The sequence below is a fragment of the Leclercia sp. S52 genome, from assembly GCF_039727615.1.
Classification (GTDB): domain Bacteria; phylum Pseudomonadota; class Gammaproteobacteria; order Enterobacterales; family Enterobacteriaceae; genus Enterobacter; species Enterobacter adecarboxylatus_B.
The window spans coordinates 311,121-327,146 of sequence record NZ_CP152474.1; the positions used below are offsets into that span (position 1 = coordinate 311,121).

General features: G+C 58.7%; 12 protein-coding genes and 1 pseudogene. 3 read left to right on the forward strand and 10 right to left on the reverse strand.

All coding sequences use genetic code 11. The features are described from left to right. Positions 1-24: 24 nt before the first annotated feature. On the reverse strand, positions 25-1,320 hold the full coding sequence (locus AAHB66_RS01430) for a Gfo/Idh/MocA family oxidoreductase (RefSeq protein WP_347114951.1): 1,296 nt from the start codon (positions 1,318-1,320) through the stop codon (positions 25-27). 47 nt (positions 1,321-1,367) lie between these two features. On the opposite strand from AAHB66_RS01430, the gene AAHB66_RS01435 reads away from it, so the two are divergent. Then, complete coding sequence (locus tag AAHB66_RS01435) at positions 1,368-2,945, forward strand: hypothetical protein (protein ID WP_347114952.1); 1,578 nt, start codon at positions 1,368-1,370, stop codon at positions 2,943-2,945. A gap of 211 nt (positions 2,946-3,156) precedes the next feature. Here AAHB66_RS01435 and actP read toward each other — a convergent pair whose 3' ends face one another. The 3 genes from actP to acs all read right to left on the reverse strand — a co-directional run bounded on the left by actP (position 3,157) and on the right by acs (position 7,209). Further along, positions 3,157-4,806, reverse strand: coding sequence for a cation/acetate symporter ActP (actP, locus tag AAHB66_RS01440; RefSeq protein WP_347114953.1), 1,650 nt, complete (start codon positions 4,804-4,806; stop codon positions 3,157-3,159). Continuing rightward, complete coding sequence (locus AAHB66_RS01445; protein ID WP_142487870.1) at positions 4,803-5,117, reverse strand: DUF485 domain-containing protein; 315 nt, start codon at positions 5,115-5,117, stop codon at positions 4,803-4,805. The genes actP and AAHB66_RS01445 overlap by 4 nt, the downstream gene beginning before the upstream one ends. Before the next feature lie 133 nt (positions 5,118-5,250). Continuing rightward, entirely contained in the window at positions 5,251-7,209 is a 1,959-nt protein-coding gene (acs, locus tag AAHB66_RS01450) for an acetate--CoA ligase (RefSeq protein WP_347114954.1), read from the reverse strand. A gap of 420 nt (positions 7,210-7,629) precedes the next feature. Here acs and gltP point away from each other — a divergent pair, with 420 nt between their 5' ends. Continuing rightward, positions 7,630-8,943 (forward strand): glutamate/aspartate:proton symporter GltP, encoded by a 1,314-nt coding sequence (gene gltP, locus AAHB66_RS01455; protein ID WP_347114955.1) that lies wholly within the window; start codon positions 7,630-7,632, stop codon positions 8,941-8,943. Between the two features lie 66 nt (positions 8,944-9,009). Here the strand turns inward: gltP and AAHB66_RS01460 are convergent, their stop codons facing one another. The 3 genes from AAHB66_RS01460 to fdhF all read right to left on the reverse strand — a co-directional run bounded on the left by AAHB66_RS01460 (position 9,010) and on the right by fdhF (position 12,425). Continuing rightward, complete coding sequence (locus tag AAHB66_RS01460; RefSeq protein ID WP_347114956.1) at positions 9,010-9,684, reverse strand: tetratricopeptide repeat protein; 675 nt, start codon at positions 9,682-9,684, stop codon at positions 9,010-9,012. Between the two features lie 117 nt (positions 9,685-9,801). Continuing rightward, positions 9,802-9,954, reverse strand: coding sequence for a Hok/Gef family protein (locus AAHB66_RS01465; RefSeq protein WP_347114958.1), 153 nt, complete (start codon positions 9,952-9,954; stop codon positions 9,802-9,804). A 323-nt stretch (positions 9,955-10,277) separates the two neighbouring features. After that, positions 10,278-12,425: a formate dehydrogenase subunit alpha gene (gene fdhF, locus AAHB66_RS01470; RefSeq protein WP_347114959.1), complete on the reverse strand. Its 2,148-nt coding sequence runs from the start codon at positions 12,423-12,425 to the stop codon at positions 10,278-10,280. Positions 12,426-12,690: 265 nt separating this feature from the next. Here fdhF and AAHB66_RS01475 point away from each other — a divergent pair, with 265 nt between their 5' ends. Further along, positions 12,691-13,422 carry a response regulator gene (locus AAHB66_RS01475; protein WP_307763419.1) on the forward strand — a complete coding sequence of 244 codons (732 nt, stop codon included), beginning with the start codon at positions 12,691-12,693 and terminating at the stop codon, positions 13,420-13,422. On the opposite strand, the gene AAHB66_RS01480 is transcribed toward AAHB66_RS01475, so the two are convergent. The 3 genes and pseudogenes from AAHB66_RS01480 to AAHB66_RS01490 form a co-directional block, all read right to left on the reverse strand. After that, positions 13,419-14,396, reverse strand: coding sequence for a carbohydrate kinase family protein (locus AAHB66_RS01480; RefSeq protein WP_347114960.1), 978 nt, complete (start codon positions 14,394-14,396; stop codon positions 13,419-13,421). The genes AAHB66_RS01475 and AAHB66_RS01480 overlap by 4 nt on opposite strands. Positions 14,397-14,429: 33 nt before the next feature. Next, positions 14,430-15,290: a ketose 1,6-bisphosphate aldolase gene (locus AAHB66_RS01485; RefSeq protein WP_307763417.1), complete on the reverse strand. Its 861-nt coding sequence runs from the start codon at positions 15,288-15,290 to the stop codon at positions 14,430-14,432. A 9-nt stretch (positions 15,291-15,299) separates the two neighbouring features. Continuing rightward, positions 15,300-15,987 (reverse strand): annotated as a pseudogene (locus AAHB66_RS01490) (D-lyxose/D-mannose family sugar isomerase). Between the last annotated feature and the right edge of the window lie 39 nt (positions 15,988-16,026).

Consider the following 16,026-nt stretch of genomic DNA (forward strand, 5'->3'; position numbering starts at 1 on the left):
CAGGTGAATAACGGCCCAACGTCCTTAGCGCTTCTTCAGACGGGAAACCAGCTCAAACTCCTTAAAGTTGACCGGACGCTGCTGCTGCATGGAGATATTGCCCGCAATCCCGGTGAGGATGGACATCGCCCCGGCGCGGTGGTCGGCGGCGCGCTGCAGCGGGTCATGGCCCGGCGTACCGAACAGGTCGGCCAGCATGGCGTTGTCGCCGCCGCCGTGGCCCCCCTCGCCGAGGCTGAACTCCGCTTTCCAGGGTTCGGCAAACATCGGGAAGACGGTGAGATCGCACTGCTCGAGGCTGCCCTCGTTTTCGCGCTTGCCCCCGGCGTTGACGTAGGATTTCTCGACGATCTTCATCTCCAGGCGGCCTTCGGTGCCGTTAAAGACCACGTTCAGCCCTTCCCACGGCAGGTAGGCGTTGAGGGAGTAGGTGAGCTGGACCTGGTTCTGGTACTTCACCAACACTGACATCGTGTCTTCGATGGTGATGCCGTCGCTGAACACGCTCTGGTCGCGGAAGTAGTTATCTTCATGTTCTGCATCGAGATAGAGCGCTTTGAGCTGGGCGTTCTCTGCCATCTGCAGGGCAAAGGGATCCGCTTTCGCTTCGGCAAAGCCGTGGGCGCGCGGGTAGAATTGTGTCACCCCGCGCTTCTCCGCGTTCTCCCGGCCGTAGAACTGCAGGCTGCCTTCGGCGTAAACCCGTTCCGGATAGCTGCCGAGCCAGAAATTCATCAGGTCGAAGTGGTGGGTGGATTTATGCACCAGCAGGCCGCCGCTGTTGCGTTTTTCCCGGTGCCAGCGGCGGAAGTAGTCCGCGCCGTGTTCGGTGTTGAGCAGCCACTCGAAGTGCACCGAGGTGACCTTGCCAATCGTCCCCTGAATCAGCAGCTCGCGCACCTTGCTGTGGTGCGGGGCGTAGCGGTAGTTGAAGGCCACGCGCACGCTGCGACCGGTCTCTTCGATGGCGTCGAGAATGCGCAGGGCGCGCTGTTCGTCGATGGTCATCGGCTTTTCGGTGATCACATCGCAGCCGGCGTGCAGGGCGCGAACGATGTAGTCGTCGTGAGTGCGGTCCATGGTGGTGACAATAACCACATCAGGGCGCGTCTCGCGGATCATCTCCTCAAACTGCGCAGCCTGCCAGGTGGAGACCGGCGCTGCCCCTTCGTTTTTTAATAGCTGATTAGCGTAGTGCATGCGCGTGGTGTTGGTATCGCAGAACGCGACCATTCTGGCATTTTCCCGCCAGGTGCCACCGATGGCGGAAATATATAAACCTGCGCGTCCACCGGTTCCTACCAGAGCATAAGTTTTCATGGCATCCTCGATTAATATGAATAATAAAAAATCAGCAAGGTGGCCCAATGAAACGTATTCCCCATCAACTGATGGAGCTGAACAGCACTTTTATCTGGCACTGGCCCTGGTTTATTCAGGGGGTAAAAAGCGCGAAACAGCACGGTTTCACTGGGATCATCCTGCACCAACAGGAACTGCTTTCGGTACTTGCGACGCCCTCACCGTTGAGCCAGAAACTCAACGTCGAGAACCTTATTCATCAGCAAAATTACGCCCTGCAATATTTAATCCGCGTCGATCGTTATCTGGCGGAAAATAACCTGTCGTTCTGGCTTCAGGGTGAAGCCGCGCCTGATGACGACATTATTAAGCGTAAATTTCCGGAACTGACGTTCGACGAAAAAAGCGCGCACGATTTCTGGCACCCTTTTTATGCCGCGATATTGCATCCGCTATTACACGCCTTGCCCCATCTCAGCGGGCTTATTCTCAGCCTGACGACACCGGATTTTCAGACCGCCCGCTGGCAGCAAAGCCTGCATGATGTCTGGAGCCTGCTGCGCGCCCGGGGCAAGAAGCTGATCCTGCGCGACTTCATTGATAACAGCTGGCCACGCCAGCAGCTCTCTAACATCCTGGCGACGCTCCCGGACGACGTACGTGCCTCGGTAAAAGCCACCGAGCTGGATTATCACCCTGGCTTTGCCAACCATCCGCACATCGCCACCCTGCCCGGGCATAAAAAGTGGATCGAGTACGACCTCTTCGGCACCGGCTACGGCTGGACCGCGCTGCCGTGCTATCTGGCCGATGAAATCAGCGGCCGCTTAAGCTGGGCGCTCAGCGCCGCCGAAAACGAAATTGAAGCCATTACCTCCCGCGTGAGCTGGCAGTGGCTGCCCGACAGCCGGGTGATGGATTCCGCCAACGCCATTAACCTGTTCGGGCTTACCGCCGCCAACCAGGCTGCCGATGCGGCGCTGCCCGCCACCTTCGATCGCTGGGCGGAACACCATCAGCTCGGCTTTCGCTCCCTGCAGGACAGGCATCAGCTCTCTGCCATCGTCCATGCCAGCTACGACTGGCTGTGCAAAACGCCGAACCTCCTCGGACGACGGCTGCACTATCAGAGCCAGATCCCGGAGAGCATTGCCCAGGCGCAGCAGCTGCTGCATATGGACACCCGCAGCGCCAACTGGCTGCACGCCTGGCAGCCGCTGATGCCCACCGACGATCCTGCGCTTGGCAAAGAGCAGCGGGAGCGAATGGCGCTGGAGAAAGAGGCCGCCTGCTTCCTCGCATCACGCACGCTGCAAAACCTGCGTGAGCTGATGCCGCGTATTACCTGCCCGGACGACAGCCTGGCGATCCTGCTCGCCGCCTGGCGCAGCGCGGAGATCTACAGCCAGATGTTCTCCCACGTGGCCGCTGCGGTGACCGACGTGCTGTGGCTCGACCATTACGGCACCAACAGCCTGCCTGCCGACACCCTGCAGAAGCATCAGCAGCGGCTGCTTCAGTACGCCGACACTCTGGATCGCTGGCTGACTGATCCACCCGCCAGCGGCCCGTTATTCCTGCCGCTGTTGCTGAGCCCGGAGCGGCTGGAGCGCTTTGCCAGAAGCCTGAGCGCGTCGCTGTAACCAAAGAATAAAAACTGAGACGGGAATTGTCTGTACGGGGGGGCAGAGGGAAAGACGGGGATTGACGTGAAAACGGGAAAAGTGTGATGGCCTTTGCGGATCGCAGATAAAGGCTGTGATGTGCATCGGCTTTTTCCGTTCTGGCGACGTGATAAAGGTCACCAGAAGGGGAAAAAAATGTGATCCCCGACCAGCGGCCGGGGAGGGGATGTTAATGCGCGCGGCCCTGTTCGACACCCAGGCCGGTCTGGGAACGGATAAACTGAGCGCGGAACTTCTCACGCTCCAGATTCCCTTCCGGCGAGTTATCCGTGGCGGAGAAGAACCAGATCCCAATGAACGCCACGGCAATGGAGAACAGCGCCGGGTATTCGTAAGGGAAGAGGGCTTTTTCGTGGCCGAGGATCTGCACCCAGATGGTTGGGCCGAGGATCATCAGGATCACCGCGGTCAGCAGGCCCAGCCAGCCGCCCACCATCGCCCCACGGGTGGTCAGTTTTGACCAGTACATGGAGAGCAGGATGATCGGGAAGTTACAGCTGGCGGCAATGGAGAAGGCCAGTCCCACCATAAAGGCGATGTTCTGGTTCTCGAACAGAATACCCAGCAGGATCGCCACCACGCCCAGGATCAGCACGGTGATTTTGGAGACTTTCAGCTCATCGCGCTCGGAGGCCCCTTTACGCCAGACGTTGGCATAGAGGTCATGGGAGACCGCCGAAGCACCGGCCAGCGTCAGGCCTGCGACCACCGCCAGGATAGTGGCGAAGGCCACGGCGGAGATAAAGCCGAGGAACAGGTTGCCACCCACCGCGTCAGCCAGATGCACCGCTGCCATGTTGTTGCCGCCAATCAGCGCGCCCGCCGCGTCTTTGAACGCCGGGTTAGCGCCCACCAGCATGATGGCGCCGAAGCCGATGATAAAGGTCAGGATGTAGAAGTAACCCATAAAGCCGGTGGCGTAGAGCACGCTCTTACGCGCTTCACGCGCATCTGACACAGTGAAGAAACGCATCAGGATGTGCGGCAGACCTGCGGTACCAAACATCAGGCCGAGGCCTAACGACAGCGCCGAGATCGGATCTTTCACCAGCCCGCCCGGGCTCATGATCGCTTCCCCTTTCGGGTGGACCGCCATCGCTTCGCTGAACAGGTTGTTGAAGCTGAATCCGACGTGCTTCATGACCATAAAGGCCATAAAGCTGGCGCCGAACAGCAGCAGCACGGCTTTGATGATCTGCACCCAGGTGGTGGCAAGCATGCCGCCAAACAGGACGTACATCACCATCAGCACGCCCACCAGCACCACCGCGATATGGTAGTTCAGGCCGAACAGCAGCTGGATGAGTTTACCGGCACCCACCATCTGGGCAATCAGGTACAGAGCCACCACCACCAGCGAGCCGCAGGCGGAGAGGGTACGGATCGGTCCCTGCTTCAGGCGATAGGAGGCCACGTCGGCAAAGGTATAACGCCCGAGGTTACGCAGACGTTCGGCGATCAGGAACAGAATAATGGGCCAGCCGACGAGGAAGCCGAGGGAATAAATCAGCCCGTCGTAGCCGGAGGTGTAGACCAGCGCGGAGATCCCGAGGAAGGAGGCCGCCGACATAAAGTCGCCCGCGATCGCCAGCCCGTTCTGGAAGCCGGTAATGTTGCCGCCCGCCGTGTAGTAATCGTTACGGGAGCGCACGCGTTTCGACGCCCAGTAAGTGATATACAGCGTCAGCACCACGAAGATCAGGAACATCACAATCGCCTGCCAGTTGGTTGGCTGGCGTTCAACGGCGCCGGTAATGGCATCGGCGGCATTTGCCGCAAAGGGGAGGGTGGCGGCAAGCGCCGTCAGAACTCGCTTCATGATGCTTTTACCTCACGCAGAACCGCTTTATTCAGACGATCAAATTCACCGTTAGCACGAATGACGTACACGGCGGTCAGCACGAACGAAATGACAATCACCCCGATACCGATAGGGATGCCGCGGGTGACGCTGGTCCCGGCATGTAAGGGGGTGCCCAGCCAGTGAGGGGCGAAGGCGATCAGCAGAATAAAGCCGACGTAAATGATTAACATGATGATAGATAAAGTGAAGGCAAACCGTTGCCGCTTATCGACGAGCTCCCTGTAGTGCGCACTATTCTCTATCTGCTGACAAATATTGTCATTCATCACAGAAGTCTCCGAGGTAAGGTAGGGCTTGTTTTTATTCCCTCTCCCTGAGGGAGAGGGTTAGGGTGAGGGGGGAAGGTGCGGTGGAATACCCTCACCCCGCCCTCTCCCACAGGGAGAGGGTGAAAAAAAATTACGATGGCATGGCGATGGCCTGCTTCTCTTCGAGCAGTTTGTCAACCACGCCAGGATCGGCGAGCGTTGAGGTATCTCCTAAGTTGCTGGTATCCCCCGCGGCGATTTTGCGCAGAATGCGGCGCATGATCTTGCCGGAGCGTGTTTTCGGCAGCGAGTCGGTCCAGTGCAGCACGTCCGGGGTGGCAAGCGGGCCAATCTCTTTACGCACCCAGTTACGCACTTCGGTATACAGCTCCGGTGACGGCTCTTCGCCATGGTTCAGGGTGACGTAGGCGTAGATCGCCTGGCCTTTGATGCTGTGCGGAATACCGACGACCGCCGCTTCGGCAATCTTCGGATGCGACACCAGCGCCGATTCAATCTCGGCGGTCCCCAGACGGTGGCCGGAGACGTTCAGCACGTCGTCCACGCGCCCGGTGATCCAGTAGTAACCATCTTCATCACGACGCGCGCCGTCGCCGCTGAAGTACATGTTTTTGAAGGTGGAGAAGTAGGTCTGCTCGAAGCGATCGTGATCGCCAAACAGGGTTCGCGCCTGGCCCGGCCAGGAGTCGGTGATGACCAGGTTGCCCTCGGTGGCCCCTTCCAGCGGGTTACCTTCGTTATCCACCAGCGCAGGCTGGACGCCAAAGAACGGACGGGTCGCGGAGCCGGCTTTTAGCTGGGTAGCGCCCGGCAGCGGGGTGATCATGAACCCGCCGGTTTCGGTCTGCCACCAGGTGTCGACCACCGGGCACTTCTCGTTACCGATCTTCTTCCAGTACCACTCCCAGGCTTCCGGGTTGATCGGCTCGCCCACGGATCCGAGGATGCGCAGGGAGGAGCGGTCGGTCCCTTCAATCGCCTTGTCGCCTTCGGCCATCAGGGCGCGGATGGCGGTTGGAGCGGTGTAGAGAATATTAACCTGATGCTTATCCACCACCTGGCTCATGCGCGCCGGGGTCGGCCAGTTGGGCACCCCTTCGAACATCAGGGTGGTCGCGCCGCAGGCCAGCGGGCCGTACAGCAGGTAGCTGTGACCGGTGACCCAGCCCACGTCGGCGGTACACCAGTAGATATCGCCCTGATGATAATCAAAGACATACTTGAAGGTGGTCGCGGCATAGACCAGATAGCCGCCGGTGGTGTGCAGCACACCCTTCGGCTTGCCGGTGGATCCGGAGGTATAAAGGATAAAGAGCGGATCTTCCGCGTTCATCGCTTCCGGCTGGTGCTGGTCGCTGGCCTGCTCGATCAGGTCGCTCCACCACAGGTCGCGGCCTTCATGCCATTCAATGGCATTGCCGGTGCGCTTCAGCACAATCACGCTGTTAACGCTGTTCACATTCGGGTTTTTCAGCGCGTCGTCGACGTTCTTTTTCAGCGGAACGGCACGACCAGCACGCACGCCTTCATCGGCAGTGATCACCAGTTTTGAGCTGGAGTCGATAATGCGTCCGGCGACCGCTTCCGGCGAGAAGCCGCCGAAGATCACGGAGTGCACGGCGCCGATACGGGCGCAGGCCAGCATCGCCACGGCCGCTTCCGGCACCATCGGCATATAAATAGCCACCACGTCGCCTTTTTTGATGCCCTGTGCCAGCAGCACATTGGCAAAGCGGCAGACATCGCGGTGCAGTTCACGGTAGGTGATATTTTTGCTCTGGGTGGCGTCATCGCCCTCCCAGATAATCGCCGTCTGGTCGCCGCGCTCGGCGAGGTGACGATCCAGGCAGTTGGCGGCGAGGTTCAGCGTGCCGTCTTCATACCATTTAATAGAGACGTTGCCGGGCGCAAAAGAGGTGTTCTTGACCGTCTGATACGGGGTGATCCAGTCAAGGATTTTGCCCTGCTCGCCCCAGAAGGCGTCAGGGTTGGTAATAGACAGTTGATACTTCTCCTGGTACTGCTCCGGGTTAATCAGGCAGCGGTCCGCAATATTTGCGGGAATGTCGTGTTTATGGACCTGGCTCATGGTTTTTGTTCTCCTTGTAGAATGTTAATAATATGTCGCAAAAACGTTAATTGTAGGGGCTTTGGGACCTTTGTTTACTATTTGGGCGACAGATCACGCAAAAATTAAAGAGTTCGAAAATTGAGCAAATGACACTTTGAAGAAAAATAATTACTCTTGCGGATTATTTGCATTTATGGATAAAAAAGCGTTTTTATAACAAAAGGTTATTTATCATCACTAATACAAATTAGCGTAATAACGCCTTTTGTCAGTCAAATGCCTTGTTCTTAAAGGCTTGCGCAGCATGCCGTGCAAATGGTACTGATACCGCGCGTTAAAAAACCCCATAAATGAACGCAACACAATTCATACCCTTTCAGTATGTGTCGTCCCCATCGTTTTACGAGTACGAACACTTCATTGAGGAAGTTTCTTGTCATGAAAAATTTGAAAGTCAGCCTGGCCTGGCAAATTTTGCTGGCCCTTGTGCTGGGTATCTTGCTGGGTAGTTATCTGCATTATCACAGTGACAGCCGCGAATGGCTGATCGCCAACTTACTGTCGCCTGCGGGTGATATCTTTATCCATCTGATCAAGATGATTGTGGTGCCGATTGTCATCTCGACGCTGGTGGTAGGGATTGCCGGGGTCGGTGACGCGAAGCAGCTTGGCCGCATCGGCGCAAAAACCATCCTTTATTTCGAAGTGATCACTACGGTGGCGATCGTTCTCGGCATCACGCTGGCGAATGTGTTCCAGCCTGGCGCGGGCATTGATATGTCGCAGCTGGCGACGGTGGATATTTCGAAATACCAAAGCACGACCGCAGATGTGCAAAGCCATGCTCATGGCCTGATGGGGACCATCCTGTCGCTGGTGCCGACCAACATCGTAGCGTCGATGGCGAAGGGCGAAATGCTGCCGATCATCTTCTTCTCGGTGCTGTTTGGTCTGGGACTCTCTTCTCTGCCAGCGACGCATCGCGAACCACTGGTGACCGTGTTCCGCTCTATCTCCGAAACCATGTTTAAAGTGACCCACATGGTGATGCGCTACGCGCCGGTAGGGGTGTTTGCGCTTATCGCCGTCACCGTGGCGAACTTCGGTTTTGCCTCCCTGTGGCCGCTGGCGAAGCTGGTGCTGCTGGTGCACTTCGCGATCCTGTTCTTCGCCCTGGTGGTGCTGGGGCTGGTGGCGCGGATGTGTGGCCTGAGCATCTGGATCCTGATCCGCATCCTGAAAGACGAGCTGATTCTGGCGTACTCCACCGCCAGCTCCGAGAGCGTGCTGCCGCGTATTATTGAGAAGATGGAAGCCTACGGGGCGCCTGCGTCGATCACCAGCTTCGTGGTGCCGACAGGTTACTCGTTCAACCTCGACGGCTCTACGCTGTACCAGAGTATCGCGGCGATCTTTATTGCCCAGCTGTACGGTATCGACCTCTCCCTGTGGCAGGAGATCGTGCTGGTGCTGACGCTGATGGTGACCTCAAAAGGGATTGCCGGCGTACCGGGCGTCTCCTTTGTGGTGCTGCTGGCGACCCTGGGAAGCGTGGGTATTCCGCTGGAAGGACTGGCGTTTATCGCCGGTGTTGACCGTATCCTCGACATGGCGCGTACCGCGCTGAACGTGGTGGGTAATGCGCTGGCGGTGCTGGTGATTGCCAAGTGGGAACACAAGTTCGACCGCAAGAAAGCCCTGGCGTATGAACGCGATGTGCTGGGTCGTTTCGATAAAACCGCAGACCAGTAAAGTACATTGCCCGGCCTACGGTCCTGTAGGCCGGGCAAGCGAAGCGCCCCCGGCACGCAGACCGCACTACTCTCCGCTTAACGCCTCAAACTCCTCGCAGCCGGTATCAAAGCCTTCGCTACAGCTCAGATTTAACCAGTACAGCGCCTTCTGTTTATTCGGGGTGATAAACCCGTCCTCGCCCTGCTGAAACACCTGACCTGCCCAGTACTCCGCGTAACCCGTACGCGAGAGGGTGGAACTCTGCTTAAACCACCGCGCGGCCTGGACATCATCCTGCGCCACCTCCACGCCGTTGGCGTAGATCAGCCCCAGCAGCAGCTGGGCATCAACGGCGGCGTCATCTTCGGTATTCTCTGCCACTTTATGCAGCAAACTCAGCGCCTGCGGGTAATCGGTTTTTCCGGCCCGTGTATTGACCAGCAACCGCGCCAGCATTACCGCACCTGGCGAGCTGCCCGCCACGGTAGCCTGCTGCGCCAGCCCTTTCGCTTGCGCCAGATCGCCGTGCTTAAACTTGATTTGCGACAGCAGCGCCATGGCATCCACGTCGCCGTTTTTGGCGGCTTTTTCGGCCCAGGTTTCGGCCTGCTTATCATCACCCGAACTGTAATACGTTTCGGCAAGGTAATACTGAGCCCGGCTGTCGCCCGCCTCAGCCTGCTTCAAATACTGGCTGCCAATCTCCTCGGCGCCTGCCAGGGAAGAAAACAGGATCAACAACAGATAAAGAGGTTTCATGCGTTATTTTCGTAGGGATAGATAACGGGCAGTATAAGCGCGGGAAGAGCAGAAAAAAATGGGTGCGTTAAGACCTCCACTCCCCACAAGCCGGGCGGGTTTCCCCGCCCGCTGACGTTAGCCTGCTGCGCAGGCTAATTTAGCCGCCACTTCGTGTTGTTTCGTCTTTATTGTCAGTTCGCATAACTTCCCGCGATTAATAAAGGTGAATATCCCGATGGTCAGACAGATAATAAATATTATCCCTAACGCTGCTTTTAATGGCGTCATGCCTTTTACTCCTTGCTAAGAAAAGAATAAGAGGCTATCCTCGACTTGTTTGGAGTTGAGGGATAGCCCCGGTTAATGGAAACATTTCCGGGGTTTTTCACTTTCTGTCCCTCAACTTATGCTCAAGACAGAAAGCCTTAAGCACCCGTCGGTAACCTTATCCCTATGAACTAAAAAGAAAAGATGTAATTCAATTTGTGGGCAATTACATTTATCTGGAATCATGCTCGCAAAATAATATTCGCCATATTTCGTTGTTATTATGCAAGTAAAAGCGGGGTGAATATTTCACCCCGCTTTTATTAATTGCTCCTTTAATTGCATCAACCCATCGCGGTTTCCCGTAACGCTTTTTTCAGCTTATTATATTCATCAATTACATATTGCTCGGCGGCAGCCTGATCCGCTATCGGCTCGACGCGCACGGCACAATATTTATATTCCGGCGTTTTGGTTATTGGGCTCAGGTTTTCTGTCACCAGCTCGTTGCAGGCCCCGATCCACCACTGATAGGTCATGTATACCGCCCCGACGTTAGGCCGATCGCTTACCTGGGCGCGGGTGATAACCCGACCTTTACGTGAAGTGACCCACACCAGCGCCTCATCCTCAATGCCCAGCTGTTTGGCATCCTCGGTGTTGATCTGCGCGTAGCCGGGCTCATCGGCCAGCGCCGACAGGGCGGCACAGTTGCCGGTCATCGAGCGGCAGGAGTAGTGACCCACTTCGCGCACGGTAGAGAGCACCAACGGATACTCTGGCGACAGCTTGTCGATCGGCGCCATCCAGTCGCAGGTGAAGAACTGCGCCAGCCCGTTCGGGGTATCGAATTTCTCCTCGAACAGGTAAGAAGTGCCCTGATCCTCCGGCGACGCGTCCCGGCACGGCCACTGGATATAGCCCAGCTCGCCCATCTTCTCGTAGGTCGCCCCTTTAAAGCCCGGACACAGCTGGCGCAGCTCATCCCAGATTTGCTGCGTGTTGTCGTAATGCATCGGATAACCCATCCGGGTCGCAATCTCGCTGATGATCTGCCAGTCGGTTTTCAAATCCCACTTCGGCTCGACGGCCTTGAAGAAGCGCTGGAAGCCGCGATCGGCCGCGGTGTAGACCCCTTCATGCTCGCCCCAGGAGGTGGAGGGCAGGACAACGTCCGCCACCGCTGCGGTTTTGGTCATAAAGATATCCTGGACAATCACCAGCTCAAGATCCTCAAACGCCTTCCGCACCGCCGAAAGTTCGGCATCGGTCTGGAGCGGATCTTCACCCATAATATACGCCGCCCGCACCTCTTTATGGGCCACGCGGTGCGGCAGCTCGCTGATACGGTAGCCGGGGTGCGCCGGCAGGCTCTCAACGCCCCAGGCCCTGGCGAATTTCTCGCGGTTTTCCGGGAATTTAACAAACTGGTAGCCCGGATAGGTATCCGGCAGCGCCCCCATGTCGCAGGCACCCTGCACATTATTCTGCCCGCGCACCGGGTTGACCCCGACGTGGGCTTTGCCGAGGTTGCCGGTCAGCATGGCGAGGCTGGTGAGCGCGCGCACGGTCTCCACCCCCTGCCAGAACTGCGTAACGCCCATTCCCCACAGCAGGGTAGCCGTTTTCGCTCCGGCATACAGTCGCGCCGCCTGGCGGATCTCCCGCGCGCTTACGCCGGTAATGGCCTCGACCGACTCCGGCGTGTAGCGTTCGACAATCTGACGATACGCATCAAAGCCTTCCGTGCGGGTCGCAACGAAGGCCCGATCGTAGCGCTCCTCGGCAATAATCACGTGGCCGATAGCATTGAGCAGGGCGATGTTCGAACCGTTTCGCAACGCGATGTGCATATCGGCAATACGCGCGGTTTCGATGCGCCGCGGATCGCAGACGATAATTTTTGCCCCGTTCTGCTTCGCGCGCAGAATGTGATTGGCGACGATGGGGTGCGAATCCGCCGGGTTATAGCCAAAAATAAACACCAGATCGGTGTCATCAATCTCGTTGATGGCATTGCTCATGGCGCCATTTCCGACCGACTGGTGCAGACCTGCAACCGAGGGGCCGTGTCAGACGCGTGCGCAGCAGTCGACGTTATTGGTGCCAATCACCGCGCGGGCAAATTTTTGCATGATGTAGTTGGTTTCATTCCCGGTGCCGCGCGAGGAGCCGGTGGTCATAATCGCATCCGGACCGTGCTGCGCTTTAATTTCGCTGAGCCGGTGGGCAACATAGTCCAGCGCCTCCTCCCAGGAGACAGCCTCCAGCCTGCCGCCGCGAACGCGCCGGATCATCGGGGTTTTCAGCCGCGGGGTGAGGATTTGGGTGTCGTTGATAAAATCCCAGCCGTAATAGCCCTTCAGGCACAGCGTGCCCTGGTTGGTTTTCCCTTCGGCCGCCTCCGCCCGGACGATGTTGCCGTTATCGACCACCAGGTTGATTTTGCATCCTGAGGCGCAATAGGGGCACACCGTGATGACGTTTTTCATCGGTCTCGCTCCAGATTCAAATGATGCTGACATGTCGGTTTAGTATGCCGCTTCTATACCACATTTTTGTTGTGGGATTACCCTGACTTTACGGGCGAATCCTGGTCAAAACCCTGACGAAAAACAGGCCCGCGTCAAAAATTGCGGCAGCAGAAGCGATGGGGATGTGACGGCGGTTGAAGATCCGTGATGGAAAGGGCGTTTTGGCTGGAGCCTTGCACAGAATGGGCCAGACTGATCTCTATCTCCCTGATGGAATCCCGTAATGAAACCAGCAATTCTGGTGGTCGATGACGACACCGCGGTCTGCGAACTGTTGCAGGATGTGCTCAACGAGCACGTCTTCACGGTGCATGTGTGCCACAACGGCCAGGATGCTCTGCGGCTGGCGCAGCAGGTACCGGAGATCGCGCTGGTGTTGCTGGATATGATGCTGCCGGATATCAACGGCCTGCAGGTGCTCCAGCAGCTGCAAAAGCAGCGCCCGGAGCTGCCGGTGATTATGCTCACCGGCCTCGGCAGTGAATCGGACGTGGTGGTGGGCCTCGAAATGGGGGCAGATGATTACATCGGCAAACCCTTCAACCCCCGGGTGGTGGTGGCGCGGGTCAAAGCCGTGCTGCGCCGCACCGGCGCGCTGGCGGCCGAACCGGTCGTTGCGCGGACGGCCGGGATCGGCTTTAACGGCTGGACCCTGGATACCACCCGCTGTGAACTGATTGACCCTCAGCGCGGCGTGGTCGCCCTGACCCAGGGCGAGTACGGTTTACTCCTGGCCCTGACGCAAAACGCCCGGCGGGTGCTGAGCCGTGAACAGCTGCTGGAGCTGACCCACAGCGAAAGCGCGGAGGTGTTCGATCGCACCATCGACGTGCTGATCATGCGCCTGCGCCGCAAAATCGAAATCAACCCCCATCAGCCGCTGCTGATTAAAACCATCCGCGGGCTGGGCTACGTCTTTGCCGCCGACGTGCAGCACGGCGACAGGGCGGCTTAGGTCAGCGGGTTCTCCTGAATAAACAGCTGTAGCTCCGACAGGGTTTTCGCCCCGTCGATGGCATTGGCCGCCAGCAGGCTGGCCCGCGCGCAGGCATGCGCCATCCGGATGCTCTCCGCCAGCGACAGCGATTCGTGGCAGCCATACAAAAATCCGGCGCAGAAGGCATCTCCCGCCCCGACGCTGCCGACAATCTCCTCCTGCGTCAGCCGCCACGAGGGGATCCAGCACCCCTCCCGATCAGGCTCTTGCCCCCAGGCGCCTTCCGGACAGTGCATCACCACCCGCGCCTTCACGCCCGCCGCCAGCAGCTCGGCCGCCGCCGCGGCAATATTACCGATAACGGGCGCATCCTGGTCATCGCGCATCGGCAGGCCGCTGAACTCGCCCGCCTCCAGCTCGTTGATCACCAGATAGTCGAGATGGCGCAGTGCAGGGAGCACCAGCGGCTGGTAGCGCGGATCGCCCTTGCGTGACACCAGGTCGAGGGAGGTCTGAAATCCCAGCTCGTGCATCTGCGCCAGCAGCCGCGCGCTGCGGGTGCCGTACTCTTCGTCCGGCATATCGAGGCTATCCAGCAGCAGCAAGTAGCCCAGATGGAAGATCTTCAGGCTGTTGTCGAGTCGGTCGAAGGCGGGCAGATCCAGCAGCCGGTTGGCCCCCGGAGAGTGGAAAAAGGTGCGCTGGCCGCTGGGGTCGGTCATCACCTGCGACATGGAGGTGGGGGCAAAGGTGGTGCGCTGCACCCGCTGGCGATTGACGTGATACTGGTCGAGCATGGCCAGAATGTAATCCCCGTCGTGGTCATCCCCTACCAGGCCGACCGCCTGCAGTGGGATGCCGGCATGCATTTTTGCCAGGGTGAGCAGCACGTTGAGCGGCGCCCCGCCGGTGGCGCGTTCGCTGTGGACGATCTCAGCCAGCCAGCCGCGCTCCGGCCACTGCACAATCTGGTGGACGTGATCCACCAGCATATTGCCCGCCGCGATAATCCCCCCGGCGTTCCATCAGGCGTACCCCGCACTGCCAAAGGTGCGCATCTGCGCAGCAACGGTATCAGTAATTGCCTCTTCGATGCCCAGCAGCAGTTCGGCAAACTCATCGTACAGCGGCTGGCGGTTGGCCATTCGCTGCTCCACCTCCGCCAGCGCCGCCTGGGACATGCCGGTGTAGAAGTTAATCTTGTGGATCCCCAGCTCAATGGCGCGGCGGAAATCGGCGTCGCTGATGCCAGACCCGCCGTGCAGCACCAGCGGCAGGCCAGTTTGCTGGCGGATGGCATCAAGGCGGGCGAAATCGAGCTTCGGCTCGCCCTTGTATTTGCCGTGGGCATTGCCGATCGCCACCGCCAGGGCGTCGATGCCGGTCTGGTCGACAAACTCCCGCGCAAGCCCAGGATCGGTGAAAAAGGCTTCGTCGGCATGGCCGTACAGGGCTCCGCCCTCATCGCCGCCCACGGCACCCAGTTCCGCCTCCACCGACACGCCCACCGCGTGGCACATCTTCACCACTTCCCGCGTCTGGCGAATGTTCTCCTCGTAGCTCAGCGTGGAACCGTCGAACATCACCGAGCTGAACCCCAGGCGCAGCGCCCGCACCACCGCCTCGAAATGCAGGCCGTGATCGAGATTCAGCACCACCGGAATGTCATGCCGGGCGGCTTCGAATTTGACCGCCTCCACCAGCGAGTCGAGCGACACATACTTAAAATGCACTTCGGCAATATTGATGATAAAGGGCGAGTTCTCCTGACGTGCGGCGGCAAACAGCGCCCGCAGGAAGTGAGAGTCGAGGACGTTAAAGGCCCCCAACGCGTAACGGTGCTCGCGGGCGTGCGCCAGCCCGTCGGCGAGAGAAATAAGCGGCATGTTCACTCCTTACAGGCGAAACAGGCTGTACTCGTTGCACAACACCAGCACGGCCGGTTCGTCTTCGTCGATGTTGTTATAGCGGGCGGTGGGCTGCAGGAAGTGGTTATCGTGCTCGTCGTCATTCACCGACGAGACCTCCCCGACCAGCACGTCACCAAAGCCCTGTTCTCCCCAGAAACTGTGGTACAGACCGGGCGGCAGACAGATGCTCTCCCCCGGCGCGAGGCGGATATGGCTGCCCGCCACGTGGGTCTGCTGGCATCCGTCGATGGCGACCTGGATATCGCCGTCCTCTTTTTGTTCATTTTCATCGGCGTTCCACAGCTCGACGATCAGATTCCCGCCGCCGCGGTTGATGATGTCCTCACGTTTGCGCCAGTGAAAGTGCAGGGGCGTGACCTGGCCCTCACGCACGTGCATGATCTTCTCGGCGTAGCATTTGTCCCACGGCTTGCCGCCCGGAGAGCCGTTGCGCAGGGCAAAGAGGGTTAAGCCCTGTGCCGCAAAATTGTCGCCGCCGAACGCGGTCACGTCCCAGCCGAGCCGCAGGTCGAACACTTCCTGCCAGGCGTCGGGATCAAGCTGCTGCCAGCGGGTGGGAGGAAAGCTGGCAAAGGGGGGGCAGATGCACGTCGTGCATGGAGAAAAACTGTCGCGTGTGGCCGAGGATCTCGTTAATTTCGGAGCGTTTCATGTGGACTCCTTAAGTGATGTGCAAAACCCCCTCACCCCG

What these genes read in the sequence shown, in the direction of transcription:
- AAHB66_RS01430 (WP_347114951.1), bottom strand. Translation starts at nt 1,320, where the DNA reads ATGAAAACTTATGCTCTGGTAGGAACCGGTGGACGCGCAGGTTTATAT.
- AAHB66_RS01435 (WP_347114952.1), top strand. Translation starts at nt 1,368, where the DNA reads ATGAAACGTATTCCCCATCAACTGATGGAGCTGAACAGCACTTTTATC.
- actP (WP_347114953.1), bottom strand. Translation starts at nt 4,806, where the DNA reads ATGAAGCGAGTTCTGACGGCGCTTGCCGCCACCCTCCCCTTTGCGGCA.
- AAHB66_RS01445 (WP_142487870.1), bottom strand. Translation starts at nt 5,117, where the DNA reads ATGAATGACAATATTTGTCAGCAGATAGAGAATAGTGCGCACTACAGG.
- acs (WP_347114954.1), bottom strand. Translation starts at nt 7,209, where the DNA reads ATGAGCCAGGTCCATAAACACGACATTCCCGCAAATATTGCGGACCGC.
- gltP (WP_347114955.1), top strand. Translation starts at nt 7,630, where the DNA reads ATGAAAAATTTGAAAGTCAGCCTGGCCTGGCAAATTTTGCTGGCCCTT.
- AAHB66_RS01460 (WP_347114956.1), bottom strand. Translation starts at nt 9,684, where the DNA reads ATGAAACCTCTTTATCTGTTGTTGATCCTGTTTTCTTCCCTGGCAGGC.
- AAHB66_RS01465 (WP_347114958.1), bottom strand. Translation starts at nt 9,954, where the DNA reads ATGACGCCATTAAAAGCAGCGTTAGGGATAATATTTATTATCTGTCTG.
- AAHB66_RS01475 (WP_307763419.1), top strand. Translation starts at nt 12,691, where the DNA reads ATGAAACCAGCAATTCTGGTGGTCGATGACGACACCGCGGTCTGCGAA.
- AAHB66_RS01480 (WP_347114960.1), bottom strand. Translation starts at nt 14,396, where the DNA reads ATGCTGGTGGATCACGTCCACCAGATTGTGCAGTGGCCGGAGCGCGGC.
- AAHB66_RS01485 (WP_307763417.1), bottom strand. Translation starts at nt 15,290, where the DNA reads ATGCCGCTTATTTCTCTCGCCGACGGGCTGGCGCACGCCCGCGAGCAC.